The 23403-nt window shown below is 64.8% G+C and carries 20 protein-coding genes, 3 pseudogenes and 1 riboswitch; of the genes and pseudogenes, 21 read left to right on the top strand and 2 right to left on the bottom strand.

The genetic code is table 11. The features are described 5' to 3' along the window. Positions 1 to 16: 16 nt before the first annotated feature. The 10 genes and pseudogenes from hemB to hmgA all read left to right on the top strand — a co-directional run bounded on the left by hemB (position 17) and on the right by hmgA (position 7769). Positions 17 to 991, top strand: coding sequence for a porphobilinogen synthase (gene hemB, locus ACQ4WP_RS15120; protein ID WP_436521930.1), 975 nt, complete (start codon positions 17 to 19; stop codon positions 989 to 991). A gap of 77 nt (positions 992 to 1068) precedes the next feature. Continuing rightward, positions 1069 to 2412, top strand: coding sequence for an MBL fold metallo-hydrolase (locus ACQ4WP_RS15115; protein ID WP_436521928.1), 1344 nt, complete (start codon positions 1069 to 1071; stop codon positions 2410 to 2412). 56 nt (positions 2413 to 2468) lie between these two features. Then, positions 2469 to 2978, top strand: a complete 510-nt coding sequence (gene msrA, locus ACQ4WP_RS15110; RefSeq protein WP_436521926.1) for a peptide-methionine (S)-S-oxide reductase MsrA — start codon at positions 2469 to 2471, stop codon at positions 2976 to 2978. 18 nt (positions 2979 to 2996) lie between these two features. Continuing rightward, positions 2997 to 3563, top strand: coding sequence for a helix-turn-helix transcriptional regulator (locus ACQ4WP_RS15105; RefSeq protein ID WP_436521924.1), 567 nt, complete (start codon positions 2997 to 2999; stop codon positions 3561 to 3563). A 209-nt stretch (positions 3564 to 3772) separates the two neighbouring features. Then, positions 3773 to 4171, top strand: coding sequence for a DUF1842 domain-containing protein (locus ACQ4WP_RS15100; protein ID WP_436521922.1), 399 nt, complete (start codon positions 3773 to 3775; stop codon positions 4169 to 4171). Positions 4172 to 4299: 128 nt separating this feature from the next. Beyond that, positions 4300 to 5291, top strand: a pseudogene (locus tag ACQ4WP_RS15095) (MFS transporter); the annotation flags it as partial. 18 nt (positions 5292 to 5309) lie between these two features. Next, positions 5310 to 5921, top strand: a pseudogene (locus tag ACQ4WP_RS15090) (FAD-dependent oxidoreductase); the annotation flags it as partial. A gap of 76 nt (positions 5922 to 5997) precedes the next feature. Continuing rightward, a complete protein-coding gene (locus ACQ4WP_RS15085) occupies positions 5998 to 6270 on the top strand; it encodes a hypothetical protein (protein WP_436521920.1) in 273 nt (90 codons plus the stop codon). Positions 6271 to 6282: 12 nt separating this feature from the next. Continuing rightward, positions 6283 to 6468, top strand: coding sequence for a hypothetical protein (locus tag ACQ4WP_RS15080; RefSeq protein WP_436521918.1), 186 nt, complete (start codon positions 6283 to 6285; stop codon positions 6466 to 6468). Continuing rightward, positions 6465 to 7769, top strand: coding sequence for a homogentisate 1,2-dioxygenase (hmgA, locus tag ACQ4WP_RS15075; RefSeq protein ID WP_436521916.1), 1305 nt, complete (start codon positions 6465 to 6467; stop codon positions 7767 to 7769). The genes ACQ4WP_RS15080 and hmgA overlap by 4 nt, the downstream gene beginning before the upstream one ends. 11 nt (positions 7770 to 7780) lie before the next feature. On the opposite strand, the pseudogene ACQ4WP_RS15070 reads toward hmgA, so the two are convergent. After that, positions 7781 to 9012, bottom strand: a pseudogene (locus ACQ4WP_RS15070) (LLM class flavin-dependent oxidoreductase). A gap of 173 nt (positions 9013 to 9185) precedes the next feature. Between ACQ4WP_RS15070 and ACQ4WP_RS15065 the strand changes: the two are divergent. From ACQ4WP_RS15065 to ACQ4WP_RS15045, 5 genes are all read left to right on the top strand, one after another. Further along, positions 9186 to 10379, top strand: coding sequence for a sigma-54 interaction domain-containing protein (locus tag ACQ4WP_RS15065; RefSeq protein WP_436521914.1), 1194 nt, complete (start codon positions 9186 to 9188; stop codon positions 10377 to 10379). A 245-nt stretch (positions 10380 to 10624) separates the two neighbouring features. Next, positions 10625 to 11716, top strand: coding sequence for an LLM class flavin-dependent oxidoreductase (locus tag ACQ4WP_RS15060; RefSeq protein WP_436521912.1), 1092 nt, complete (start codon positions 10625 to 10627; stop codon positions 11714 to 11716). A 35-nt stretch (positions 11717 to 11751) separates the two neighbouring features. After that, positions 11752 to 12906 carry an LLM class flavin-dependent oxidoreductase gene (locus ACQ4WP_RS15055; RefSeq protein WP_436521910.1) on the top strand — a complete coding sequence of 385 codons (1155 nt, stop codon included), beginning with the start codon at positions 11752 to 11754 and terminating at the stop codon, positions 12904 to 12906. Positions 12907 to 13124: 218 nt separating this feature from the next. Further along, positions 13125 to 15497 carry a TonB-dependent receptor gene (locus ACQ4WP_RS15050; RefSeq protein ID WP_436521908.1) on the top strand — a complete coding sequence of 791 codons (2373 nt, stop codon included), beginning with the start codon at positions 13125 to 13127 and terminating at the stop codon, positions 15495 to 15497. 74 nt (positions 15498 to 15571) lie between these two features. Beyond that, positions 15572 to 15733: riboswitch (FMN riboswitch) on the top strand. A gap of 173 nt (positions 15734 to 15906) precedes the next feature. Next, positions 15907 to 16416 (top strand): 6,7-dimethyl-8-ribityllumazine synthase, encoded by a 510-nt coding sequence (locus tag ACQ4WP_RS15045; protein ID WP_436521906.1) that lies wholly within the window; start codon positions 15907 to 15909, stop codon positions 16414 to 16416. A gap of 65 nt (positions 16417 to 16481) precedes the next feature. Here ACQ4WP_RS15045 and ACQ4WP_RS15040 read toward each other — a convergent pair whose 3' ends face one another. Further along, entirely contained in the window at positions 16482 to 17543 is a 1062-nt protein-coding gene (locus tag ACQ4WP_RS15040) for an ABC transporter substrate-binding protein (protein ID WP_436521904.1), read from the bottom strand. Between the two features lie 229 nt (positions 17544 to 17772). Here ACQ4WP_RS15040 and ACQ4WP_RS15035 point away from each other — a divergent pair, with 229 nt between their 5' ends. The 6 genes from ACQ4WP_RS15035 to ACQ4WP_RS15010 are packed head-to-tail and all read left to right on the top strand — an operon-like array spanning position 17773 to position 23375. Then, positions 17773 to 18519, top strand: coding sequence for a class II aldolase/adducin family protein (locus ACQ4WP_RS15035; protein ID WP_436521902.1), 747 nt, complete (start codon positions 17773 to 17775; stop codon positions 18517 to 18519). 22 nt (positions 18520 to 18541) lie between these two features. Then, complete coding sequence (locus tag ACQ4WP_RS15030; protein WP_436521900.1) at positions 18542 to 19621, top strand: PhnD/SsuA/transferrin family substrate-binding protein; 1080 nt, start codon at positions 18542 to 18544, stop codon at positions 19619 to 19621. Beyond that, on the top strand, positions 19618 to 20460 hold the full coding sequence (locus tag ACQ4WP_RS15025) for an ABC transporter permease (protein WP_436521898.1): 843 nt from the start codon (positions 19618 to 19620) through the stop codon (positions 20458 to 20460). Before ACQ4WP_RS15030 ends, ACQ4WP_RS15025 begins: the two co-directional genes overlap by 4 nt. A gap of 26 nt (positions 20461 to 20486) precedes the next feature. Continuing rightward, on the top strand, positions 20487 to 21236 hold the full coding sequence (locus ACQ4WP_RS15020) for an ABC transporter permease (RefSeq protein WP_436521896.1): 750 nt from the start codon (positions 20487 to 20489) through the stop codon (positions 21234 to 21236). A 4-nt stretch (positions 21237 to 21240) separates the two neighbouring features. Further along, the gene (locus tag ACQ4WP_RS15015; RefSeq protein WP_436521894.1) at positions 21241 to 22494 is read left to right on the top strand and encodes an MFS transporter; all 1254 of its coding nucleotides are present in this window, start codon (positions 21241 to 21243) and stop codon (positions 22492 to 22494) included. Further along, entirely contained in the window at positions 22491 to 23375 is an 885-nt protein-coding gene (locus ACQ4WP_RS15010) for an ABC transporter ATP-binding protein (RefSeq protein WP_436521892.1), read from the top strand. The genes ACQ4WP_RS15015 and ACQ4WP_RS15010 overlap by 4 nt, the downstream gene beginning before the upstream one ends. Positions 23376 to 23403 lie beyond the last annotated feature (28 nt).

The raw sequence follows: 23403 nt of genomic DNA, 5'->3' as shown, positions 1-23403 counted from the left end.
TGAAGCCAGTCACCCCATGCCAGCACAATTCCCCACTTCGCGCATGCGCCGCCTGCGCGCAACCCCGCAACTGCGCGAGCTGTTCCGCGAGACCGAGATCAATCCGCGCGACCTGGTCCTGCCGATCTTCGTCGACGAAGGGTCCAGCGATTTCATCGACATTACTTCCATGCCTGGCGTGCGCCGCATTCCCGAAGCGAAGCTGGCGCAGGAAGTTGAGCGCTATGCGCGCGCCGGTTTGCGCTCTGTCATGACCTTCGGCATTTCGCACCACAAGGACAGCCACGGCACGGACACCCTGAACCCGGACGGCCTGGTGGCGCGCATGTCGCGCATCATCAAGGACGCCGTGCCGGAAATGGTGGTCATGTCCGACACCTGCTTCTGCGAGTACACGGACCACGGCCATTGCGGCATCCTGCATGGCGACACGGTCGACAACGACAGCACGGTGCTGAACCTGGGCAAGCAAGCCGTCATCGCGGCCCAGGCGGGCGCCGACATCATCGCGCCATCGGCCGCGATGGATGGCCAGGTGGCGGCGATCCGCAGCGCGCTCGATGCGGCCGGCTTCCATGACACGCCAGTGATGGCGTATTCCACCAAGTTCGCCTCCGGCCTGTATGGCCCGTTCCGCGACGCGGCCGGCAGCACCCTGAAGGGCGACCGCAAGACCTACCAGATGGACCCGATGAACCGCCGCGAAGCCATCCGCGAATCGTTGATCGACGAGGCCGAAGGCGCCGACGCGCTGATGGTGAAACCGGCCGGGGCCTACCTGGACATCATCCGCGACCTGCGTGAAGTGACGCGCCTGCCGATCGGCGCCTACCAGGTCAGCGGCGAGTACGCGATGATCAAGTTCGCCGCACAGGCGGGCGCCATCGACGAGCGCCGCGTGGTGCAGGAAACCCTGGGCGCCATCAAGCGCGCGGGCGCGGACATGATCTTTACGTATTTCGCGATGGATGTGCTGAATAATCCGTACTAAGTAAACATGGGGCAGGGCGGCCGCCTTTTCAGCTATCATGGCGCGCTGCCCAACCGGGTTTTATTTGTAGCTTGTTTATGCCCCTGAAAATCTCCCGCATCCTGCACGCCGGCTATGTCTTCGAATGCGAAGGCACGGCCATCGCCTTCGACCCCATCGTCGAAAACCCGTTCAGCCGTAACTGCCACGCCTTCCCCTCCGTGCGTTTCGACCTCGATGCCGTGCGCCGGCTGCGCTGGGATGCCGTCTTCATCTCGCACTTCCACGACGACCACTGCTCGCTCGACAGCCTCGATGTGCTCGACCGCGCCACGCCCATCTACCTGTACTGCGTCTTCGACGAACTGTTCGTCATGCTGCGCGCCCTGGGTTTTACCGCGGTCGAGCGGCTGCAGGTCGACGTGCCCGTGCGGGTGGGCGCCATCGAGGTGATCCCGCGTCGGGCGCTGGACGACGATGTGGACTCGCTGTTCCAGGTGCGCACCGCCGGACTGAACGTGCTTAACGTCGTCGATTCCTGGATCGGTCCCGAAACCCTGGCGCAGCTGGCTGCCTTTGCGCCCTGGGACATGGTGCTGTGGCCGTTCCAGACCATGCGCGAGATCGCCGTCATCGCGCCGTCGCAAGCGCTGCCTGGCCCGGTCGAATTTCCCGACGACTGGGTGCCGCAGCTGCGCGCGCTGGCACCCCGTTACATCGTGCCCAGTTCCTGCCAGTTCGTGCAGGAAGACTGGTCCTGGTACAACCACGCGATGTTCCCGATTACCTACCGCCAGTTTGCGCAGGAGATCGGTGCCGCGCTGCCGGATGCGCACATCTTCCGCCTCGATCCTTCCACGTCGGTGCTGCTCGATGCGCAGGGCTTGACGCCGGCCGCGCCGTTGCCCTGGGTGATACCGGTGGGGCCGCAGGACGTCGATTTCGACTATCGCCCGGCGTTTTCTCCGCCAGCCACCGCCGAGATCGCCCGGCGTTTCGCATCCTTGAATGCCGACGCCATGGCACTGGTGCTCGATTTTTTCCGGAACGGCTTGCTCGAGCGCTACCGCGACATGGAACTGCCCGAGGATAGCTATTTCCAGGCCCCGCGTTTGTGGCGGCTGTCGCTGTATGGCCACGACGGCGCGGCCACCGTCCTGCATTACCGTACGCATGGCGACTTGATCGACCTGGTGCCCGCCACCGGCGAGGCGCCGGGCTGGACCACCGAGGTGCCGCTGGTGAAGTGCCATGCGGCGCTGGCGCTGGGCGAATCGCTGACGTCGATGTATATGCGCATCAACGATGGCCCTTTCGATGCCGAGGCGCGGGCCGAACTGGAGGAGGCCGACATCGTCGACGATCCCTTGATCCGCTGCCTGTTCAACGACGCCATCGGCGCCTACCAGGCGGCGCAGCTCAAACGCTTGCTGGCCCGCTGAAGAAAGTCGCGCGACAGAGTAAGATAGCTGCTTCTGACTAGAACTGGAAAGACATCATGGCACAAGACAAAGAAACCGCAATCCTGGCGGGCGGCTGCTTCTGGGGCGTGCAAGACTTGCTGCGCCGCTATCCGGGCGTGATCGCCACGCGCGTGGGCTACAGCGGCGGCGATGTGGCCAACGCCACCTACCGCAACCACGGCACGCACGCGGAAGCGATCGAAATCATTTTCGAGCCGAACACCATCAGCTACCGCAAGATACTGGAATTCTTCTTTCAAATCCACGATCCCAGCACGGAAGACCGCCAGGGCAACGATCGCGGCACGAGCTACCGTTCGGCCATCTTTTACACGAACGAAGAGCAACGCCTGGTGGCCGAAGACACCATCCGCGACGTCGACGCCTGCGGCCTGTGGCCCGGCAAGGTAGTGACGGAAGTGGCGCCGGCCGGCCCGTTCTGGGAAGCGGAAGCGGAGCACCAGGATTATCTGCAACGCTTGCCGCACGGCTATACCTGCCACTACATCCGGCCAGACTGGGTCTTGCCGCAGCGTCAACAATAAGCGTCACGGGAGACGGCCATGTGCTATTGGCAGGTGGAGCGGCGGCAGGCGGAGGGGCAGTTGGACCTTGGGCGCGCCTTCGATCTGGTGGCCGCCATCGGCCACGCGGACGTGAATGCCATGGCGGGCGCCATCCTGAAAACGGCCGGTGCGGCCGCGTCCATCGCCCAGCGCACGGTCTTCGCGTATGAATTCGGCAACCGGCCCCGCACGGTGGCCGTGGCCGACCGGCGCGACGGGCGTTTTTTGCAGGATATCGCCGACAGCTACGCGCGCCACTGCCACTACTACGCGCTCGATGGCATCGCGTATGCGGCCAAACACTACAGCCTGAACGGCCAGCCCGCGCAAGGCGCGTCGCCCGTGATGCTGGCCCGGCTGCGCCGGCATGGCCCGCAATTGAGCAAGCGCGAACTCGACGTGCTGCGCGGCGTGCTGGAAGGGCTGACGGCCGTGGAAATTGCCGAGAGCATGGGCGTGCAGCCGTCCAGCGTCATCACCTATCAAAAACGCGCATATAAATGCCTGGGCATTTCCAGCCAGCGTCAATTGTTTGCGCTATGTCTAAGTCCGCATGCCGCATAAATGCTAGCGCACCCTGCATAGGGGGCAGAGCATAAAAATGCTGAAATTCAAGGCAATAATGTGAGCATATTGATATGGAAATAAGGGCTATGCTGGCGGCAGAGTGTTGATGCGCTGTAGCGTCATCAGCAAGGCTGATAGCCAGTGTCTGTCGCCGCGCGCGATCTCTCTCTTCATGGCTCAGGAATCATTCCCCGAAGGAGTCCATTGTGTCCTTATCTGAACTGAATGCGGTAGAACACGTCTATCTGATCGCCGGCAATCTCGGCCTGCCCGGCGCGCCCATCCTGAATCTGGCCCTGTTTTACAATCCCGACGACGGCAGCGTCAGCGGCGAAGCCCTGATCACGCAGTCGATCGCGCCGTCGCATGGCCGCGTGGTAATCCGTCCCGTTAGCGGCCCCGTGCATGGCCTGGGCCTGGGCAATGCCACGCGCGTCTTCAGCTTGAGCGGCGAATACGTGGTGTCCGTGCCGCCACCGGCCATCGGCAGCTACCTGGCCAAGTTTGAAGCGACCTTTGTGACCGACAACAACTGGAGCGGCCACGGCTCCTTCCGCTATGGCAACCAGAAGATTGACAACGTGCCCATCAAGAAACGCGGCTAGTTCTTTTGGCCGATGGCTGTCCCCAAAATGGGGACAGCCATCGGCGTAGTCGTCTGCATACTGTGTTGCAAGCCGGAGCATCCGGCAACTCTCACCCAATAAAATCAACAAGGGGAGAGTGACACCTTATGGTGACATGCATGACCATCGCCCAAACGGCCACCCCCGCCACCCGTGCGCCCGTCCTCGACGCGGCCACCGTCCAGCTGGAACAGCAGGTGATGCGCAAGGTATCGCGCCATTTGCTGGGATCTTTGCTCCTGCTGTTCGTGTTTTCCTTTCTTGACCGCATCAATATCGGCTTCGCCGGCCTGACCATGATGCAAGACCTGGGCCTGTCCGGCACCCAGTTCGGCTTTGCCACAACCTTGTTCTACATCGCCTACATCGCTTGCAGCATTCCCAGCTACATCGTGCTGGTGCGCATCGGCGCGCGCAAGTGGATCGGCAGCATGATGATCGCCTGGGGCCTGGCTTCGACGGCGACCCTGTTCGCCAGCGGTCCGGCCAGTCTGTATGCGCTGCGCTTTCTGGTCGGCGTGACGGAGGCGGGCTTCCTGCCCGGCATGCTGCTGTACCTGACGACTGGTTTCCCAGCGCCTACCGGGTGCGCGCCAATGCCCTGTTCATGATCGCCATGCCCGTCACGGCCGCCATCGGTTCGGCCCTGTCGGGTCTGATGCTGGGCCTGGACGGCCACTGGGGCTTGAAAGGCTGGCAATGGCTGTTCCTGCTGGAAGGCATGCCTTCCGTGCTGCTGGGCCTGGCCGTGTACGGCTACCTGGATGACTCTCCCGGCAAGGCGAACTGGCTGGGCAAGCTGGAACAGCAGGTGCTGGCGCGCATGCTGGCGGCAGAGCACAAGCCGGTGGCGCCACAGCAGAAAATCTCGGTGATGGCGGAAATGTGCTCGCCCACGGTACTGAAATTCGGCATCGCCTATTTTTGCCTGGTCAATACCCTGGCGATGGTGGCCGTGTGGACACCCTTGATAGTGAAAAGCTTCAGCGGCGACGCCAGCAACACGAAAATCGGCTTGCTGGCCGCCATCCCGCAGGTATGCACCGTCATCGGCATGATTCTGTGGGGCCGCCGCTCGGACCGCTTGCAGGAACGCCGCTGGCACATCGTCAGGCCCATGCTGCTGTCGGCCGCCGGCTGGCTGTTCACTGCCTATCCCCATGTGCCGAAAGTGTATCCGCCTGGCAAGCCTGCTGGCATGGGCACACAGCATGTGCCCGTTGTGATCGTCGGCGGCGGTCCCGTGGGGCTGGCCACGGCCCTGGGCCTGGCCCGCCACGGCGTGCGCTGCGTGCTGATCGAAGCGGACGATGGCGTCTGCGCGGGCAGCCGCGCCATCTGCATCTCGCGGCGCAGCCTGGAAGTCATAGCCCGCCTGGGTACGTTCGAGGGCTTTTTGGCCAAGGGCTTGCCGTGGGCGGGAGGGCGCAGCTTTTACCGCGACGAGGAAGTGCTGCACTTCACGATGCCGCAAGACGCGAACCAGCAATTGCCGCCCATGATCAACCTGGCGCAATACCATATCGAGCAATTCCTGCTCGATGCGGCTGAACGCCAGCCGGAGCTGACCGATATCCGCTGGCAGACGAAAGTCACGCGCGTGGATCGGCGTGCAGATGGCGCCACCGTCACCGTGGCCACGCCCAATGAAACCTACCAGATCGACACGGACTGGCTGGTGGCGGTCGATGGCGAACGCAGCGCCGGGCACGGTCTTGCCGGAATGTCCGCTGGCGTTGCCGCACAACGGCGGGCAAAAAGCGGGGTATATTACTGATCTGGTGACGCACGCCGATGGCGCTTTCATGGGCCTGTATTTCAGCGACGATGGCTGCGTGCCTGCGCAATTGCTGGCGCTGTGCGACATCTTGCCGTTGATGACCGTAGCGATCGCCCGCAGCGGGGCGCAAGGGTGCGCCTGGGACCACACGGCGCAGGTATTCTCGCTGTTTGATGCCCGGCCCGGCACGTTTTACCTCGTGCGTCCGGACGGCCACGTGCTGGGTCGCTGGCGGCAGGTGCAGGCGGGGCAGGTGGCGGCAGCGCTGGCGGCGGCCGGCATCGCCCAATCAAAGTAACAAGGAGACAACATGACCGATATTGAACTGGACAATCTTTACACTGAGCTGTGCCACACCATGGGTGGCCTGGGCGAGCAGCGCTCGCCGCTGTTCCTGGCCCGCTTTGCCTTGCTGGCCATGGGCGCCATCGGCCAGGCCGACGTGGTACAAGGCTTGCTGCGCGACGCTGCCGACGGTCTGGCGGTGAGCGCATGATAGGCGCCGGCTACCAAAGCGGCTTCGGCAACGAATTTGCCACGGAGGCCGTGCCCGGCGCCTTGCCGCACGGGCAAAACTCGCCGCAGCAGGCGCCCCTGGGCCTGTATGCGGAACAATTGTCGGGCACGGCCTTCACGGCGCCGCGCGCGCAGAACCGGCGTTCCTGGCTGTACCGCATCCGTCCAGCCAGCCAGCATCCGCCGTTCACCTTGCTGGAGAATAGCCGCATCGTCAGCGATTTCCACGCCATGCCCCCCACGCCGCCGAACCAGCTGCGCTGGGACCCGCTGCCGCTGCCAGACAGCGCCGCGCCGGTGGACTTCATCGACGGCTGGCAGACGATGGCCGGCAATGGCAGCGCTGAAGCGATGAGCGGCTGCGCCATCCACGTGTATGCGGCCAACCGTTCCATGCAGCGCTTCTTTTATTCGGCCGATGGCGAATTGCTGGTCGTGCCGCAAGAGGGCAGGCTGGCGATCGCCACGGAACTGGGCCTGATCGAGCTGGAACCGCAGGAAATCGCCGTCATCCCCCGCGGCGTGCGCTTTCGCGTGACCTTGCCGGACGGCCAGGCGCGCGGCTATGTGTGCGAAAACTTCGGCACGGCTTTTCGTTTGCCCGACATGGGGCCCATCGGCTCGAACGGCCTGGCGAACGCCCGCGACTTTCTCACGCCGCACGCGGCGTATGAAGATATCGATGGCGAGTGCGAACTGGTGGCCAAGTTCGGCGGCCACCTGTGGCGCACGACGCTTGACCATTCGCCGCTGGATGTGGTGGCCTGGCACGGCAATTACGCGCCGTATAAATATGATTTGCGCCGTTTTAATACCATCGGCTCGATCAGCTACGACCATCCCGACCCGTCGATCTTCCTCGTGCTGCAGGCGCCCAGCGAAAACCCGCTGTTTGGCGCCATCGACTTTGCCATCTTCCCGCCGCGTTGGCTGGCCGCCGAGCACACCTTCCGGCCGCCGTGGTTCCACCGCAACGTGGCCAGCGAATTCATGGGCCTGGTCCATGGCGTATACGACGCCAAGGCGGCCGGTTTCGTGCCGGGCGGTGCCAGCCTGCACAACTGCATGTCCGGCCATGGCCCCGATGCGCAGACCTTCGAGAAGGCATCGCACAGCGACACGGCCACCCCCGTAAAAGTGGGCGACACCATGGCCTTCATGTTCGAGACGCGCACCATCCTCAAGCCCACGCCGTTCGCCCTGGACGGCGGCCTGCTGCAAAATGACTATTTCGCGTGCTGGCAAGGCTTGCGCAAGCATTTCGATCCCGATCAAGCCTAGTCTGGCCCTGTTCAGGCGACCCGCGTTCCCGCCACCGTGTGCGGGTTGGCGGGCCGTGCCAGTCCCAAATGGCCGCGCAAGGTGCTGGCCGCATATTCGGTGCGGAACAGGCCGCGCCGCTGCAGTTCCGGCACCACCAGCCGCGTAAAATCCTCGAAGCCTTGTGGCAGCAGGGGCGGCACGACGTTGAAACCGTCCGCGCCCCGTTCCGCGAACCACTGTTCCATCACGTCGGCCACCGTCTTGACGGAGCCGATCGCCTGCAGATGGCCGCGCGCCACGCGAAAGCGCAGCACCAGTTGGCGCAAGGTCAGATTCTCGCGGCGCGCCAGCTCCAGCTGCTGCAAGAAGCGCCCCTTGCCATTCTCGCCCGCCTGGTAGGGCAGGTCGGGCAGCGGACCGTCGAGCGGATAGCCGGACAAGTCAAAACCGCCAAATTCCAGATTGCTGAAGTCACCCAGCGCCTGCAGTTCGTCGAACTGGTCTTGCGCCTGCAGGTCCGACTCGGCCACCACGACGGACAGCCCCGGGGTCACTTTCAATTGATCTTCCTCGCGCCCGTATTTCGCCATGCGGCCCTTCACGTCCGCGTAATACGCTTGCGCCACGGGCAGCGAGGTGGCCGAGCAATACACCATCTCGGCCTGGCGCGCGGCAAACTCGCTGCCCGTTTCGGAATTGCCCGCCTGGACCAGCACGGGGTGGCCCTGCACGGGACGGGGTAAGTCCAGCAAGCCATGTGAGGCAAAATACTGGCCCTGGAAGTCGAGCGCATGCCCTTGTGCGGGCGCGTAAAACTGGCCGCCAGCGCGGTCGGGCCGGTCGAACGCATCGTCATCCCAGCTATCCCACAGGGCCTTGGACAGGGTGACTGCGCGCTTCAGGAATGCCGAAATTGCGCGCCGTGTGCTCGCCAAACGAAGACACGACGTTCCCGCCCGCGCGCCCGCCGCTCAAGTGGTCGAGCGAACTGAATTTGCGCGCCACATGGTAGGGGTGCTCGTAATTGGTATTGACGGTGGCGATCAGGCCGATATGGCTGGTGACGGCGGCAATGGCCGACAGCAGGGTGAAGGGTTCGAAGGGCAGGCCGATGGCGGCGCACCCCGTTTCCGGTGTGACGTCGCCGGCGCGGCCGATGAAGTCGGCAATGAAAAAACTGTCGAACGTGGCCGCTGTCGCTGGCGGATGGATGGCGCCAGGCGGCCGGATGGTGGCCGTGGCGTTGCAAAAAAATGTTCAGGACAAGCTCGCGTGCTGGCGTGCTGGCATGGGGGCTCCGTGGTGGGCAGACGACATTGCCTGCTCCCTTGCAGCAGCAAGGTTCGGGCCAACGCCCCGCATATGCAAAATCCGGATAAGCTAGCGCGGCACCATTCGTTCACGCCTGGAGATGGAGCGCGGTATAGTCGGCCCATGGAACTATTAGCCCACAACTTCAGCAGCGATTTCGCGCGCAGCGCCCACCTTGCCCGTGGCGCCGGCGATGACGGCGACAGCGAGGCGCTGGTCGCCTTCCGCGACCCGCAGCAAATGAGCTTGCTGGTGCGCGCCACGGCCTTTGTCTTTGCCGACCCCCGTTCGCGCCAGCTGCATGAGCTGATCGAACGCATCGCCCCCAGCGAGGCGACAGTGCTGATCACGGGCGAGACTGGCACGGGCAAGGAACTGATCGCACGCCACGTGCATGGCTTGAGCGGGCGCGCCGAGCAGACCTTTGTGGCGATTAACTGCGGCGCGTTTTCCGAAACCCTGGTCGAGAGCGAACTGTTTGGCTATGAAAAGGGCGCGTTTACGGGCGCGCAGCAGGGCAAGCCCGGCTGGTTCGAGACGGCCAGCGGCGGCACCCTGTTCCTCGATGAAATCGGCGACTTGCCGCTGGCGATGCAGGTCAAGCTGCTGCGCGTGCTGCAGGAGCGCGAAGTGGTGCGCCTGGGCGCACGGCGCGCCATCCCCATCGACGTGCGCCTGATCGCGGCCACGAACGTGGACCTGGCCGAAGCCGTGCGGGCCGGGCGCTTCCGCGAAGACCTGTATTACCGGCTCCAGGTGATCGGCCTGCCGCTGCGTCCCTTGCGCGAGCGCCCGGGCGACATCATGCCGCTGACGCGCCACTTCATGGCCATCTATGCGCAGCGTTTGCACCTGGGCGAAGTGGAACTGGGCCTCGATGCGCAGCAAGCCTTGCTGGCGTATCCATGGCCGGGCAATATCCGTGAACTGGAAAACGTCATTCACCGCGCGCTGCTGGTCTGCCGCAGCGGCGTGGTGCGCGCCGAAGACCTGAGTTTGTCGGGCTGGCACCGCGCGCCAGCGCCCGCGTCTGCCCCTGTCCCCGTTCCGGACACCTGGGCTGGCGCTGCCGACATCGCCTACGCGGCCCACGGCGCGGCCGGCCAGGATGACTTGCTGGCGGCCGAACGCTTTGCCCGTGCGTGGCAAGCCTTGCTCGACTCGGGCGAGGCCGTGGAATTCGAAGCCATGCAGCAGGAACTGGTGCGCGCCGCGTGGGAGCGCAATGAGCGCAACCAGGTGCGCACGGCGAAGCACCTCAATCTCAGCCGTAACATCCTGCGCACGTTCCTGAAAAAGGCGGGCGCCATCGACTAGGCGCATGACTGATCCCCTGGAGCCGGAACCGCAGCGATGCGGCTCCGGCTTTTTTCATGGCTGCTGCGCGCGCAGCACGCTGCTGCCGTGGGTGCAGCGGATTGCTGCCAAATCAGCAGCGAAGGGCGCTGGCGGGCGCACGCTGCATGGCATGTTTTCTGCGAGGAGGGTAGGGCAGGCCTGTGTGCGTATTGATCACCATGTGCGTACAGCCCCTTTCTTCGACCCACGACAGGAGTCCATGCATGACCATTGAATTCATCTGGCAATTACCCACCAGCGGCGATGGCCGCTATGCGGCGCCCGGCATCACGCGCCGCGGCGAACGGGCTGCAGGCGCGCCCAGTCCCCTGCAGCCGGGCGTGAGCGACCCGCGCGGCGCGCGTCCGCCCTTCAATTATTTCGATTACTTGCACCAGATCGCCCGCGCGGCCGATCTTTCGGGCTTCGACGGCATTCAGATACGCCACGATACGCAGGGCGATGAAAGCTGGATCGTCGCCGGCTACCTGGCGCGCAGCACGCGCCATTTAAAGCTGATCGCCGAATTCGACGCCGCCTGGGGTTCGGCCGTGTACGCGGCAAAGAACGCTGTCAGCTTTCAGCGCTTTACGGGCAGACGCTTCGCCTGGCAGATCGGTCACGGCGGCGATGCGGCAGCGCGCCGGCGCCAGGGCGATGCGGCGCCGGATGCCGATATCGTGCCGCGCATCGATGAATTCATCACGGTGGCGCGCGGCGTGCAAAACACCTCGCCGTTCAGCTTCAAGGGCAAGTTCTTCGAAGTGCAGGACGGCGGTTTCAAGGGCCCGCTGGCGAACCATCCTGTGAACAGCATCTACCTGACGGGGGAGTCGCCCGAGGCGCTGGCCCTGTCGGCGCGCCAGGCCGACGTGCACGTGTTCGACGCGGCGCCCGTGGCGGACCTGCTGCCGGCCATCGGTAGCCTGCAAGCGCAGGTGGGGCAGCTGGGCCGCACGGTGGCGGCGGGCTTGCGCATCGACGTGCTGGCCCGCGAAACCTTCGACGAGGCCTTGCGCGACGCGCGTCGCTACCGCAGCGGGGCGGGGCTGCCCGACGATGCCCCGTTGAATGACAGCACTGCGGGCAGTGGGGCGGCCTTCTGGCCCGGCTTTGCGCAAGCGCAAACGGGCGCCCGCGGCGCCCTGGTCGGCAGCTATGCGCAGGTCAGCGCGGCGTTGCAAGCCTACGCGCAGGCGGGCGTGTCGAGTTTCGTGCTGGCGGCCATTCCCCATTTCGAGGAAGCCTACCGCATCGGCGAGCATGTGCTGCCACGCGTGCGGGCAGCGCTGAACGGGCAGCAGCAAGCGGCTTGAATTCCTGTATCCACCTCACTGAAGGAGCAACACTGATGGCAATTGATTTTTTCTGGCGCATCCCCACGCATGGCGAACCGAGTTCGCACCGCGCCCGCACGCCGTTTCGCGGCGACTGGTTCCCTGGCAATGACAACCTGCGCCAGGCCGGCCTCGGTGGGGGCGGCGCCGACGGTTTTACCTACATCGACTACCTGGCGGAAATTGCCCGCGCGGCCGAGATATCGGGCTTCCAGGGCGGCTTGATCCCGTCCTTCCCCATGACGGATGAACCGTGGGCCATTTCCGCGCTGCTGGCGCGTGAAACGAGCACCTTCCGCTTCATGATCCCGTTCCAGCCCGGTTTTTTGAACCCCGTGGTGGCCGCGCGCATGACGGCCAGCCTGCAGCGGGCCACGGGCGGCCGCGCCCTGTACAACGTGATCACGGGCGGTGGCGGCCCGGCGCAGCTGTGGTGGGGTGATGCGGCCGGCCACGACGACCGCTACACGCGCACCACCGAGTTTCTCGACGTGGTGCGCGGCGTGTGGCGCGGCGGACCGTTTTCCTACCAGGGTAAGTTTTACCAGGTGGAAGACGCGGGCCTGGCCACGCCCCTGTCCGAGCAGGACTTCCCCGAGATTTATTTTTCCGGCTCGTCCGACGCGGCCCTCGGTTCCGCGTCCAAGCATGCCGATTACTACCTGACCTGGCTGGAACCGTTCGAGCAGCTGCGCGAGAAATTCGCCCGCGTGCATGAAAAGACGGCGCTCCTGGGGCGCAAGATCAAGTGCGCCGTGCGCGTCGACATCGTGGCGCGCGCCACGGAGGAAGAGGCGTGGGACGAAGTGCGCAAGGGTTTCGAGGCCGTGGATGCCGCCACCCTGCGCCAGTTCCTCGGCACGGACGGCGGCGATTCCGTGGGCGCGGCGCGCCAGCGGGGCAACCGCCCTACGACCCTGAACAGCTACAAGGACTTGATCACGGCGCCGAATATCTGGTCCGGCTTCAACCTGCTGCGCGGCGGGCAGACGCAGGGCATCGTCGGCAGCTACCAGCAGGTGGCCGAACGTCTAGACGAGCTGGTGCAACTGGGCGCCGACGCCTTCATCCTGGCCAGCACGCCGCACCTGGAAGAAGCGTACCGCGTGGGTGAAGAAGTGCTGCCCCTCGTGCGCGGCCACGGCGCCGCCTTGCTGCGCGCCGCCTGAGCATCCCTGTTGCCGCGACAGCAGCGCCACCGCCTGCTGTCGCGCAGGCAGCACGCGGCGGCGCCGCTGCTGCCAAATCAACAGTACTATCATCATGATAGTCTTCCTTTTAAATCAGACACTTAAGTTAATTTTGCTGCGCTGCGGCAGCGGGCATGCCCCTTGCAATAACAGTCATCACCATCTCGCGTTTTGACTTTACTCAAGGATAACCACCCATGCGCCGTTCGACTGCCCCCGCCGCCGTTTCCTCTTTCCCCTTCCATTTGACGCCGCTGCGCCGCGCGCTGCGCTCGGCCTTCGCCATCGGCGGCTTGATGCTCGTCCATGGCATGGTCCACGCGGAAACGCCTGGCGCCGACGTCATTGCCACGGCCGACGCCAACGGCGCCGGCGAGGGCGCCTCCTTGCAATCGGTGACGGTGACGGCGCAAAAGCGCGAAGAATCGGCGCAAAAGGTGCCGAGCGCGATCACGGTCCTCGGTGGCAAGGAGCTGCTCGATACTGGCATCGGCCGCTCGGCCAGCGAAATTCTCAATTACGTACCGAACGCCTCGGCCGGCACGCAGCAGCACGGCCGTCCGCGCTGGTGGATACGCGGTGTGGGCGCGGGCCAGCAGCAGATCGATTTTCCGAATCCCGTCGGCTTTTACCTCGACGACGTATACATCAGCAATTCCAGCGCCACGGGCTTTCCCCTGTTCGACCTGGACCGGGTGGAGGTGCTGCGCGGCCCGCAAGGCACTTTGTGGGGCAAGAACACGACGGGCGGCGCCATCAATGTGATTTCGCGCAAGCCCTCGTTCAAGTCCAGCGGCTACGCCAAGCTTGATTACGGCAGCTACGACACCACCCTGGCCGAAGGGGCCATTGGTGGCGCCCTGGTCGACGAGATGCTGGCGGGGCGCTTGTCTTTCCACACGGAGCAGCAGGACAAGGGCCGCTTCCACAACCAGTTTACGGGCGAGCGCGATGGAAAGCTGAAAGATAGCGCCATCCGCGGCCAGCTCAAGGCCCTGATCGGGCGCGACCTGACGGCCAATTTGAACCTGCACTACCGCGACTATACGACCAAGGGCGCCACCACCACCGTGGCCAGCTACGGCGCCAATGGCGTGTACCGCAACGGCTACGTCCCCAGCATCAATCCCGACGATGTCAGCACGAATGCGCCGGCCGACAGCGACGTGAAACAGGGCGGCGCCCAGCTGAATCTGGAGTATGCGCTGGGCGAACTGACCCTGACGTCGATCACGGGCTATGAAAACTTCCGTAACGAAGCGACGGGCGATAGCGACAACACGCCGCTGGAAGTGGGCCGCAGCCGCTCGAAGGCCAGCAGCCGGCAAGTGTCGCAGGAGCTGCGTTTGACGTCGCCGCAAAACGGCGCCGTGAGCTGGGTGGCAGGCCTGTTCTACTTCAATGAAAAGATCGACTCCGATTCGACCGGCGCGCGCCTGCCCAACGGCAGCGTGCCGGCGCTGGCGGGCAGCACGCAGCCCGTCGGCTACAACCGCACCATCTATCAGCACAAGGCGCGCAGCGCGGCCATCTTTGGCAGCACGACCGTCAACTTCAGCGAGCTGTTGCTGTCCACCTTTGGTTTGCGCTGGACCACGGAAACCAAGGACCTCGATTTGCAGCGCGTGCAGGCGGCATCGAACAGCGTGACGTTCGGCGATGCGTCGAACTGGTGGAACACGGTCCGTGGCGGCAATTACACGGCCGCCTCGGTGGCCAACAACAACTTCACGTCGAATCCGTCCACCACGTGGAATGCGCTGACCTATGACGTGACGCCCGAATACCGCTTCAGCCGTACCCTGCGCGGCTATCTGAAATACGCGCACGGCATCAAGTCGGGCGGCTACAACACCAGCGCCACGGACGTGCGGGCCCTGAACACGGTGAAGCCGGAAACCCTGAATTCGTTCGAGGCGGGCATCAAGTCCGAATGGCTGGACGGGCGCCTCAATTTCAACGCCAACGTCTTCCATTACGATTACAAGAACGTGCAGGTGAATATCACGGGCGTGTACAACGGCGACCCTACCCAAAGCGTCAACTACCTGCAGAACGTGCGCAAGGCCCACGTGAATGGCGCGGAATTCGAGATCGAGGCGCAGCCGACGGACAATCTGCACATCAATGCCAATCTGGGCCTGCTGCGCACGGAATTCGACGATTTCGCCATCCAGAACAATGGCGGTGACCGTTCCGGCAATGAATTCGTGCGCTCGCCCCACGTGACGGCCTTGCTGGCGGCCGACTACCGCTACCCGCTGGGAAGTGGCGCGCAGCTGGTCTTCAGCGGCGACGTGCGCTATACGTCCAAGCAGTACTACTATGTCGACCCGCAAAGCGACGCGCGCGGCTTGCTGAACCAGGGCGGCTTCGCGCTTGCCAATGCGCGCCTGTCGTATGTGCTCCCGGGCGGCAAGCAGCGCATCACGGCGTATGCCAACAACCTGGCCGACAAGGTCTACCGCAACCACACGCTCACCAGCTTCGTGCCGGGCGCCGTGAGTGGCGACACGGTGATCATCGGCCAGGGGCGCACGGTGGGTGCGTCGTACACGGTGCAGTTCTGACCGCGCAGGGCAGGCGCAGGGGCGATATGCTATAGTCGCTGGGCGTGGCTGCGGCACCCTGTGCACTGGCCACGCAACGTTCTCAGGGCGGGGTGCGATTCCCCACCGGCGGTAATGGCATGCGTGCCTAGCCCGCGAGCGCTTGCCGGCATGGTCTTCGGGCTATGACGACAAGGTCAGCAGACCTGGTGTGATTCCGGGGCCGACGGTATAGTCCGGATAAAGAGAGAGCGGGATGGAATCATTGTGTTGGTGCCGGCATACGCCCGGTGCATGGATGGCCTGTGTTTGCCGTCGGTGCGCGGGCGCGCGTGCCTGCATGCGCAGTTGGGCGTGGCTTTCACGCGCCTGTCATATCCCCTTCGATTCTATGCCCTGTTTTTATCATTCTTGAAAACAGGAGTTATATATGTCACAAACGTCACAAGCATACGCAGCACCCGGCAAGCGCATCGCCTTCATCCAGGCGGGCTGGCACCGCGACATCGTCGCGCAATGCCGATTGTCCTTCATCGCCGAAATGGCGGCCCTGGGTTTCACGCAGGACGACATCGATGTCATTGATGTCGCCGGCGCCTTTGAAATTCCCCTGCATGCGCAGGTGCTGGCCAGGGGCGGCCAATACGCGGCGATTGCCGCTTCCGCCCTGGTGGTCGATGGCGGCATCTACCGCCATGACTTCGTGGCCGATGCCGTCATTTCCGGCATGATGCAGGTGCAGCTGGCGACGGGCGTGCCCGTGCTGTCGGCCGTGCTGACCCCGCACCACTTCCATGCGGGCCACGAGCACCAGGAATTCTACTTCCAGCATTTCAAGGTCAAGGGCGTCGAACTGGCCACGGCTTGCGCGGCCACCATCCACTCGCTGCAGCGGCTGGCGCAACCGGCTAGCGCGCCGCACGAGGCCTTGGCCGCCTAGGGCGCCGTTTGCCTTGATGCCGTAGTACCCGGGGCCAGCGCAATTCGTGCGCCGGCCCCGTTTCTTTATGCCGCCTGCTGCAGCAGCGCGTCGAGGCGCCGCTGCGCTTCCTCCAGCGGCCGGCGGTCGATCCAGCTCTCGATATCCACGTCGCGGTCGAGAAAACCGTGCTGCAGCTGGAAATCCTTTTGCTGGCGGAACAGGGCCACCTTCTCGTCGGACAGGTCGGGCGCCAGGGTCAGGTGAAAACCATCGCGGTAGGCTTCGGCCACGGCGTCGGCACCGGCCCGCGTTTCGCCCTGCAGGATGGCCAGCACGTCGGCCTGGTGGCTGCGCGCCCAGTGGGCGGCGCGCAGGGTCTGCGTCAAGAAGCGCACGACCAGCTCGAAATGCTGTTCCAGCATCGTTTCATGCACGGTGATCGGGCGCGGCGTGCCGTTATTGACGCGGAAGCGCCGGTCGGGCAGGGCGTCGATGGCTATGCCCACTTCCAGCCCCGCCGCGCGGGCCGCCTCGGCCGCCGCCGCGCCTTTCACGTAGACGGCGTCGACTTCGCCGCGCAAGAGCGGCGCGATGCCTTGCCACAGGCCCGCGCCCAGATTGGCCTGTGTTGGCGCCTCGCCCCCCACTTCCACCAGCCGCACATCGTCCAGCGTCAAGCCGGCCGACGCCAGCACGCCCTTGTAGCCGGCCAGGCTCATGCCGCGCGCGATGCTGCGCCCGCGCCGGTTCTCGCACAAATCCTCGGCGCGGAACACGGGCAGCGCCAAACGCTTGCCCTGCAGCTGCGCGGGCGTGATGATGCCGGAACCGGGGCGCACTAGGATGGCTTGCCACTCGTCGATCCAGGTCAGGCCGATCAGGCGCGTGGGCGCCCCTTGCGCGCGCGCGGGCAGGGCCAGCAGGTTGCCCCCTTCGCGCACGAGCGTGGACAGGCCGTGGTCGTAATGGTGGCGCGCCAGTTTGCCACCCACTTCCTGCAGGGTTTTCAGGGCGATGCCGTCGCGGGAGAATTCCTCGTCCAGCCAGCCAAGCTTGTAGGCCAGGCCCGTGGCCGTGGGCACGGGGCAGCGCGTGAACCAGACGGTATCGACTGTATCGATGGGAGCGGAGCTTGCGGTAGTCATGGGATTCCTTCGTGGTGAGTGGGAGCCTTGAGCCGTGCAGGAAACGTGCCCGCAGCGCTTGCTGGCTTGCCGACAGTGCCTGCGTCTAGCGCTGCTGCCGCGCCAGCAGCCGTTGTTGCGCAGGCAGCAGCCGTCCAGCATTGATGCGGCCCTGGCGCTGGCACGCGTCTTGCGAAAGCAGGAGGTAGACGAAACCCGGTCTCAACCTTTTTACCGAATGGAGCATGACATGACGGACGTGGCACAAGTACCAGAGCAAGTACAGGCGCAGGAGTTGACGGCGGCCGAACTGGCCTTCGTGGAACAGGTGCGGCGCGATGCGCAAATCGCTTTCGATGGCTTGCGCGAGACGGGCAGCCTGACGGCCAACGGCACGGTGGGCTTTGTCGAGCGCACCCCTGCCGGCGACAAGGTGGTGGTGGTCAACGATCCGGGCCCGTTCCGCCGCGGCCAGCCCCTGAAGGCAGCCGTGCTGGCGCTCGATGGCACGGTGCTCGTGGGCGACGCCAACAACGGCGGCGCGCGCTATTTAAAATTGTTCCGCGAACGGCCCGAGGTCACGTCGATCTCGCACGTGCACTCGCCGTCGCTGGGCGCGTGGGCGCAGACGCACCGCACCCTGCCGATCCGCTACGTGCCCGTGCAGCGCTTCCAGCTGATCCGCGAAATTCCCATCTATATCGACCGCCGCCAGCCGGAAGTCGATTTCATCCTCGGCGAGATCGCCCGCAATACGCATGCGACGGCCATCCTGGAAGCGAATGGCGGCGCCACCGTGTGGGGCAAGCAGGGCTTGCTGAAGCTGGCCGAGTTCATCCTGCTGCTGGAAGAGGGCGCCAAGATCCAGATCGCGGCCGAAGCCATCGGCGGTTCGCGCGATTTCGGTCCCGGCGTGTTGCTGCAGCAATGGAAGATGAGCAAGCTGATCGACACGGCGCGCGCGCTGTCGTTATTGCCTGCCACCGATTTGATTTAAATCTTTCAAGAATAGGCCCGAGATGTCATTGAAATTCTTACGTTTGACCTGGCGCAAGGTATTCGCCACCGTCGTGGCGGCCAGCCTGCTGGCACCCGCCATCGCGTTGGTGGCCGCCGCCGAGCCACTGCCGGCCGCCGTGCGCATCGCCGTCGTGGCCCGTACGGCGCCGTCCGGCAAGACCGTGTTTGCCGGTTCGGCCGCCCAGGTGGCCGCGCAGGGCTGGCTGGCCGCCGAACTGGGCAAGCTGGGCGTAAAGCTGGAATGGGTGCCCGTCACCACCAATTCCGTGGCAACGCAGGTCAACGAGGCGTTTGCCAACCACTCGATCGACCTGGCCCAGTATGGCGACTTGCCATCGATAATCGCCAATGCCTCGGGCTTGCAGACGCGGCTGATCTTGCCCGGCGGCAGTTTCAGTAACACTTACCTGGTGGTGCCCAATGGTTCCACTGCCCGCTCGATCAAGGACTTGAAGGGCAAGAAGATCGCCCTGCACCGGGGCCGGCCATGGGAATATCCATTTGCGCGCCTGCTGGAAGCAAATGGCATGACCTTGCGCGACGTCAAGATTCTCAACCTCAATCCGCAGGCAGGCGGGGCGGCCGTGGCGACCGGGGGCGCGGACGCCTTCTTCACCCTCAGCGACGCCTTCTTGTTGGAAGATAAAAAAGTGGGCAAGATCATCTGGTCCAGCAAGGCGCCGCCGCAGGACTGGAAGATGCGCGCGGAACTGTGGGCCGACAGCGGCTTCCTGCAACGCTATCCGCAGCTGGCCCAGCTGGTGGTGACGGCGTATGTGCGCGAGCACCACCGTGCCGCCGGCGCGGGCGGCGAAGATGAATATGTGCGCAGCGAGGCGGCGGCAGGGCAAGTGGAAAGCGTCGTGCGGCGTGAACTGGCGGGCGACCACACGCCATGGCAGGCGCGCTGGTCGCCCTTGTTTACGGCCAGCCTGCGCCAGCATTACGTGGGCGAGGCGGCGTACGCGAAGAGCGCGGGCCTGATCGGGCGCCCCCTGCAAGTCGACAGCCTGTTCGCGCCCCAGTTCGTCAACCAGGCGCTGGCGCAGCTGAAGCTGCAAACGTACTGGACGCCATGACTTCCCTCGTCAACGCCATCGCCTTGCCGCGCGCCCCTGCGCCAGCGCGAGCAGCCTCTGTCCCCTTGCTGCAGCGCTTTATCCGTTCACCCTGGTCCGTGTGGGTGTCGCCGCTCGCCTTGCTGCTGCTCTGGACGGCAGCTACCACGTTCGAATGGATGCCTGCGCACATCCTGATGTCGCCATGGCAAGTGCTGTTGACGGCCCGCGACCTGGCCGAAAGCGGCGAACTGGGCCAGCACCTGGGCATCAGCCTGTTCCGTCTGCTGGCCGGTTTCGGCCTGGGCGCCAGCGCGGGCCTGGCCTTCGGCGTCGTGCTGGGCCTGTCGCCTGCCTTGCGCAGCTACGTCGACCCTACTTTCAATGTCTTGCGCCAGTTGCCCACGGTAGCCCTGATCCCCCTGTTTATCTTGCTGTTCGGCATAGGCGAGAGCTTCAAGGTGTTTATCGTGGCCAAGGCCAGCTTCTTCATCGTGGCGCTGGCCGTGCATGACGCCATCCGCAACCTGTCGCAACGCTACTTTGAGGTGGCGCACGTGTATTGCTTTTCGCGCTGGCAGCGCATCCGCCTGATCGTCTTGCCGGCCATCGTGCCGGCCGCGCTGACGGGCATGCGCATCGCCCTGTCGCGCTCGTGGATGGTGCTGGTGGGCGCGGAATTGCTGGCCGCCGACAGCGGCCTGGGCCAGATGATGGAAATGGGCCGGCAAATGTTCCGCCTCGACGTGGTGATGGTGGGCGTGGTACTGACGGGCGTGATCGGCTTCGGCCTGGACCGGGCTTGCCACGCGCTGGAAGCGTGGCTGATGCGCTGGAAGCGCGACGGGGAGTCAACATGAGGCAGCGTTTAATAATGGAACGCTTGATGCTGGTCATCAAGGGCGCGCTGCTGCCGCTGGCCTTGCTGGGCGCCTGGCAATGGGCCTCCGGCCAGGGCGCGGCGGCCGCCTACATCTTTGTCTCGCTGGGCGACCTCGCGCATAGCTTGCGCGACCTGGTCATGACGGGCGAATTGTGGGTGCATTTGCGCGCCAGCCTGGACCGCACTCTGGCCGGCTTGCTGCTGGGTGGCAGCGCCGGCATCGTCACGGGCGCGCTGATGGCGCAGTCGCCGCTGGCTGACCGATTGATTGGCCCGTTGTTCCACAGCATCCGGCAAGTACCCTTGCTGGGCCTGATTCCCTTGCTGGGCTTGTGGGTGGGCAATGGCGACGGCGCCAAGCTGCTGGTGATCGCCATCGCCGCCTTTTATCCTACCGTGCTCAACACGTATGCGGGCATGCGCCAGGTGGAGGGAAGATTGCGCGAAGTGGGGCAGGTGCTGACCCTGACGCGCACGCAGACCTTGCGCCAGATTTTGCTGCCGGGCGCCATGCCGGCCATCGTCACTGGCGTCACGCATGCGCTGGCGTTCGCCTGGCTGGCCTGCCTGGGCGGTGAACTGCTGTTTTCGGCCGGCCCCGGCATGGGTTCATTATTGCTCAACGGCGAAGTGTCGGGTCGCATGGATGTCGTCCTGCTGGCCGTGCTCGTGATCGCCTTGCTGGCGCAAGCGATGAACGTGGCGTTCGCGCGGCTGGCGCGCCTGCTGGTGAAGGGGCGCAGCAGTGAGTGACTCGATGCCTTTACAAGCGGATGCGGCCGTCAGCGCCCGCGAAGGGGAGCTGCGCGCCTTCTTGCTGCGCTTTATCGGCCTGACCTTGCTGTCGGGCGTGACCATCGGCATGAACAAGGTGCTGGCCACCTTGCTGGGGTTACATTTACACGTGAGCAATTTCCAGCTGGCCGCGATCAGCAGCGCGGAAACCCTGGCCATGGCGCTGGGCACCATACCGGCCGGCTACATCTTGTCGCGCGGCAATCCGAAGCACTTGTACGCGGGAGTCAGCCTGAGCCTGGCGCTGGCGTTTTGCGTACTGCCGTGGTTGCCTGGCTGGCAGTGGGTGGCCTTGCTGATGTTCTTGGTCGGCCTGTGCATTTCGCTGCGCATCGTGGCCATGAGCACCGTGTTTCTCGTGCGCCTGCCGGAACTGGGGCAGGGCAAGGCGGGCTGGTACAAGGGGACGTTGATCTTGGGCATGCAGTTCCTCGGGCCTTTGTGCGGCAATTATTTGATCGCGCAACTGGGGCTGAAGGCAGGCTTTTTGATTTCCGCCCTGATGTTCGCCATCCTGGCCGTGCTGGGCTGGCAAGTGTTGCCCGATAACACGGCGCCGCGCAAGCAGGGGGGATATGCTGCCGTACCCGGCGCGGCCAGCCTGCGCGCGCTGCTGCGCCTGCCCGTCGTGCGCGTCACGTACCTGTTTGAAATCCTCGCCAGCTTCACGGCGTCCAGCGTGGGCGTGTTTTCCATCTTGTTGGCCATCCGCGTGCTGCACTGGCCTGCGCATCACTCCGTCTGGCTGATGGCCGTGCAGGGCTTGAGCTGCGTGCTGGTGCTGCTGTTCCTGGGGCGCTTCGTGCTGGCCAGCCGCTACCGCGAACAGCTGTATGGCGGCGCGCACCTGGCCATCATGGCGGCCTTGCTGATCCTGGGCTTGTGGCCCTCCAGCATCGCTTACCTGGGCGCGTCAGTGCTGCTGGGACTGGGCCTGGGCGTGAATAACCTCGTTAACACGGACAATATCGCCCGCGCCCCCGTCGACAAGGCCCGCGTTTCCGCCCATTTGACCCTGTTCGGCATGGTGGGCGGCACGGCTGGCGCGCTGGCGGCGGGCCGCCTGGCTGACCTGACGGGCTTGCGCAATGTGTTCCTGATCTGGCTGGCTCCGTGGCTGGCCGCCTGGCTCTATTTCCACGGCAGCCGCTGGCTGCGCCGGGCGCCGCCCGCCGCCATTCCTTCCTTCGACCCCACCGCAGAGAGTGCGCCATGAATGATTTCGTTTCTCCATCGACCTTGCTGCCGCAGCGACAGCACCTGAGCGGCGGCTTGCAAGTGCAGCATGTGAGCAAGTCGTTTTCGCTGAAAGGCGCACCGCTGCTGGTGCTCGACGACATTTCCCTGACGATTGCGCCCGGTGAATTCGTCGCCATCGTGGGCGCATCCGGCTGCGGAAAGTCAACCCTGCTGCGCCTGCTGGCGGGTCTCGATACGGACTACACGGGCTTGCTGCTGCACGATGGCGTACCGATACGTGGCACGGATTTGCATCGTGGCCTCGTGTTCCAGGATCACCGCTTGTTTCCGTGGCTGACGGTGCAGCAGAACGTGGCCGTGGCTTTCAGCAATACCAAGGTGCCATTGGCCGAGCGCGCATCGCGCGTGGCGGCGGAAATCACGCGCGTGGGCCTCGATGGCTATGCGGATGCTTATCCGCATCAATTGTCCGGTGGCATGTCGCAGCGGGCGGCGATTGCCCGCGCCCTCGTCGGGCGGCCCGACGTGCTGCTGCTGGACGAACCGCTGGGCGCGCTCGACGCGCTGACCCGCTTGCGTTTGCAGCAAGAGCTGCGCCGATTGTGGCAGGACGAGGGCATCACCATGGTGATGGTCACGCATGACATCGACGAAGCCGTCTACCTGGCCGACCGCATCGTCGTGCTCGACGCCCGCCCGGGCAAGGTGCGCCGCGTGCAGGACGTGCCGCTGGCCCATCCGCGCCAGCGCGGTTCGCCCGGCTTTGTCGCCATCCGCGACGGCTTGCATGCGGATTTCAGCGACCTCGACGACACGCACGCGCCCGTAGCGCAGGACGAGGTACACCCCAGCAGCTTATGGGATGGTAATGAATGGGCGCGCAGGATGGCGCTGTAGTTTCCTTTTTGAACGGTCCACCCACCCT

The sequence above is a fragment of the Janthinobacterium lyxosi genome (assembly GCF_051380665.1).
Classification (GTDB): Bacteria; Pseudomonadota; Gammaproteobacteria; order Burkholderiales; family Burkholderiaceae_D; genus Janthinobacterium.
Note: the sequence above shows the minus strand (reverse complement) of the source record. Positions and strands in the feature narration are given on the sequence as shown.

Bases quoted from the DNA above. Each gene is read 5' to 3' on its own strand.
- ACQ4WP_RS15065 (WP_436521914.1), top strand. From the start codon at position 9,186: ATGGAACTATTAGCCCACAACTTCAGCAGCGATTTCGCGCGCAGCGCC.
- ACQ4WP_RS15015 (WP_436521894.1), top strand. From the start codon at position 21,241: ATGCCTTTACAAGCGGATGCGGCCGTCAGCGCCCGCGAAGGGGAGCTG.
- ACQ4WP_RS15115 (WP_436521928.1), top strand. From the start codon at position 1,069: ATGCCCCTGAAAATCTCCCGCATCCTGCACGCCGGCTATGTCTTCGAA.
- ACQ4WP_RS15050 (WP_436521908.1), top strand. From the start codon at position 13,125: ATGCGCCGTTCGACTGCCCCCGCCGCCGTTTCCTCTTTCCCCTTCCAT.
- ACQ4WP_RS15025 (WP_436521898.1), top strand. From the start codon at position 19,618: ATGACTTCCCTCGTCAACGCCATCGCCTTGCCGCGCGCCCCTGCGCCA.
- ACQ4WP_RS15105 (WP_436521924.1), top strand. From the start codon at position 2,997: ATGTGCTATTGGCAGGTGGAGCGGCGGCAGGCGGAGGGGCAGTTGGAC.
- ACQ4WP_RS15045 (WP_436521906.1), top strand. From the start codon at position 15,907: ATGTCACAAACGTCACAAGCATACGCAGCACCCGGCAAGCGCATCGCC.
- ACQ4WP_RS15085 (WP_436521920.1), top strand. From the start codon at position 5,998: ATGGGCCTGTATTTCAGCGACGATGGCTGCGTGCCTGCGCAATTGCTG.
- ACQ4WP_RS15080 (WP_436521918.1), top strand. From the start codon at position 6,283: ATGACCGATATTGAACTGGACAATCTTTACACTGAGCTGTGCCACACC.
- ACQ4WP_RS15040 (WP_436521904.1), bottom strand. From the start codon at position 17,543: ATGACTACCGCAAGCTCCGCTCCCATCGATACAGTCGATACCGTCTGG.
- ACQ4WP_RS15030 (WP_436521900.1), top strand. From the start codon at position 18,542: ATGTCATTGAAATTCTTACGTTTGACCTGGCGCAAGGTATTCGCCACC.
- msrA (WP_436521926.1), top strand. From the start codon at position 2,469: ATGGCACAAGACAAAGAAACCGCAATCCTGGCGGGCGGCTGCTTCTGG.
- hemB (WP_436521930.1), top strand. From the start codon at position 17: ATGCCAGCACAATTCCCCACTTCGCGCATGCGCCGCCTGCGCGCAACC.
- ACQ4WP_RS15055 (WP_436521910.1), top strand. From the start codon at position 11,752: ATGGCAATTGATTTTTTCTGGCGCATCCCCACGCATGGCGAACCGAGT.
- hmgA (WP_436521916.1), top strand. From the start codon at position 6,465: ATGATAGGCGCCGGCTACCAAAGCGGCTTCGGCAACGAATTTGCCACG.
- ACQ4WP_RS15010 (WP_436521892.1), top strand. From the start codon at position 22,491: ATGAATGATTTCGTTTCTCCATCGACCTTGCTGCCGCAGCGACAGCAC.
- ACQ4WP_RS15060 (WP_436521912.1), top strand. From the start codon at position 10,625: ATGACCATTGAATTCATCTGGCAATTACCCACCAGCGGCGATGGCCGC.
- ACQ4WP_RS15035 (WP_436521902.1), top strand. From the start codon at position 17,773: ATGACGGACGTGGCACAAGTACCAGAGCAAGTACAGGCGCAGGAGTTG.
- ACQ4WP_RS15020 (WP_436521896.1), top strand. From the start codon at position 20,487: ATGCTGGTCATCAAGGGCGCGCTGCTGCCGCTGGCCTTGCTGGGCGCC.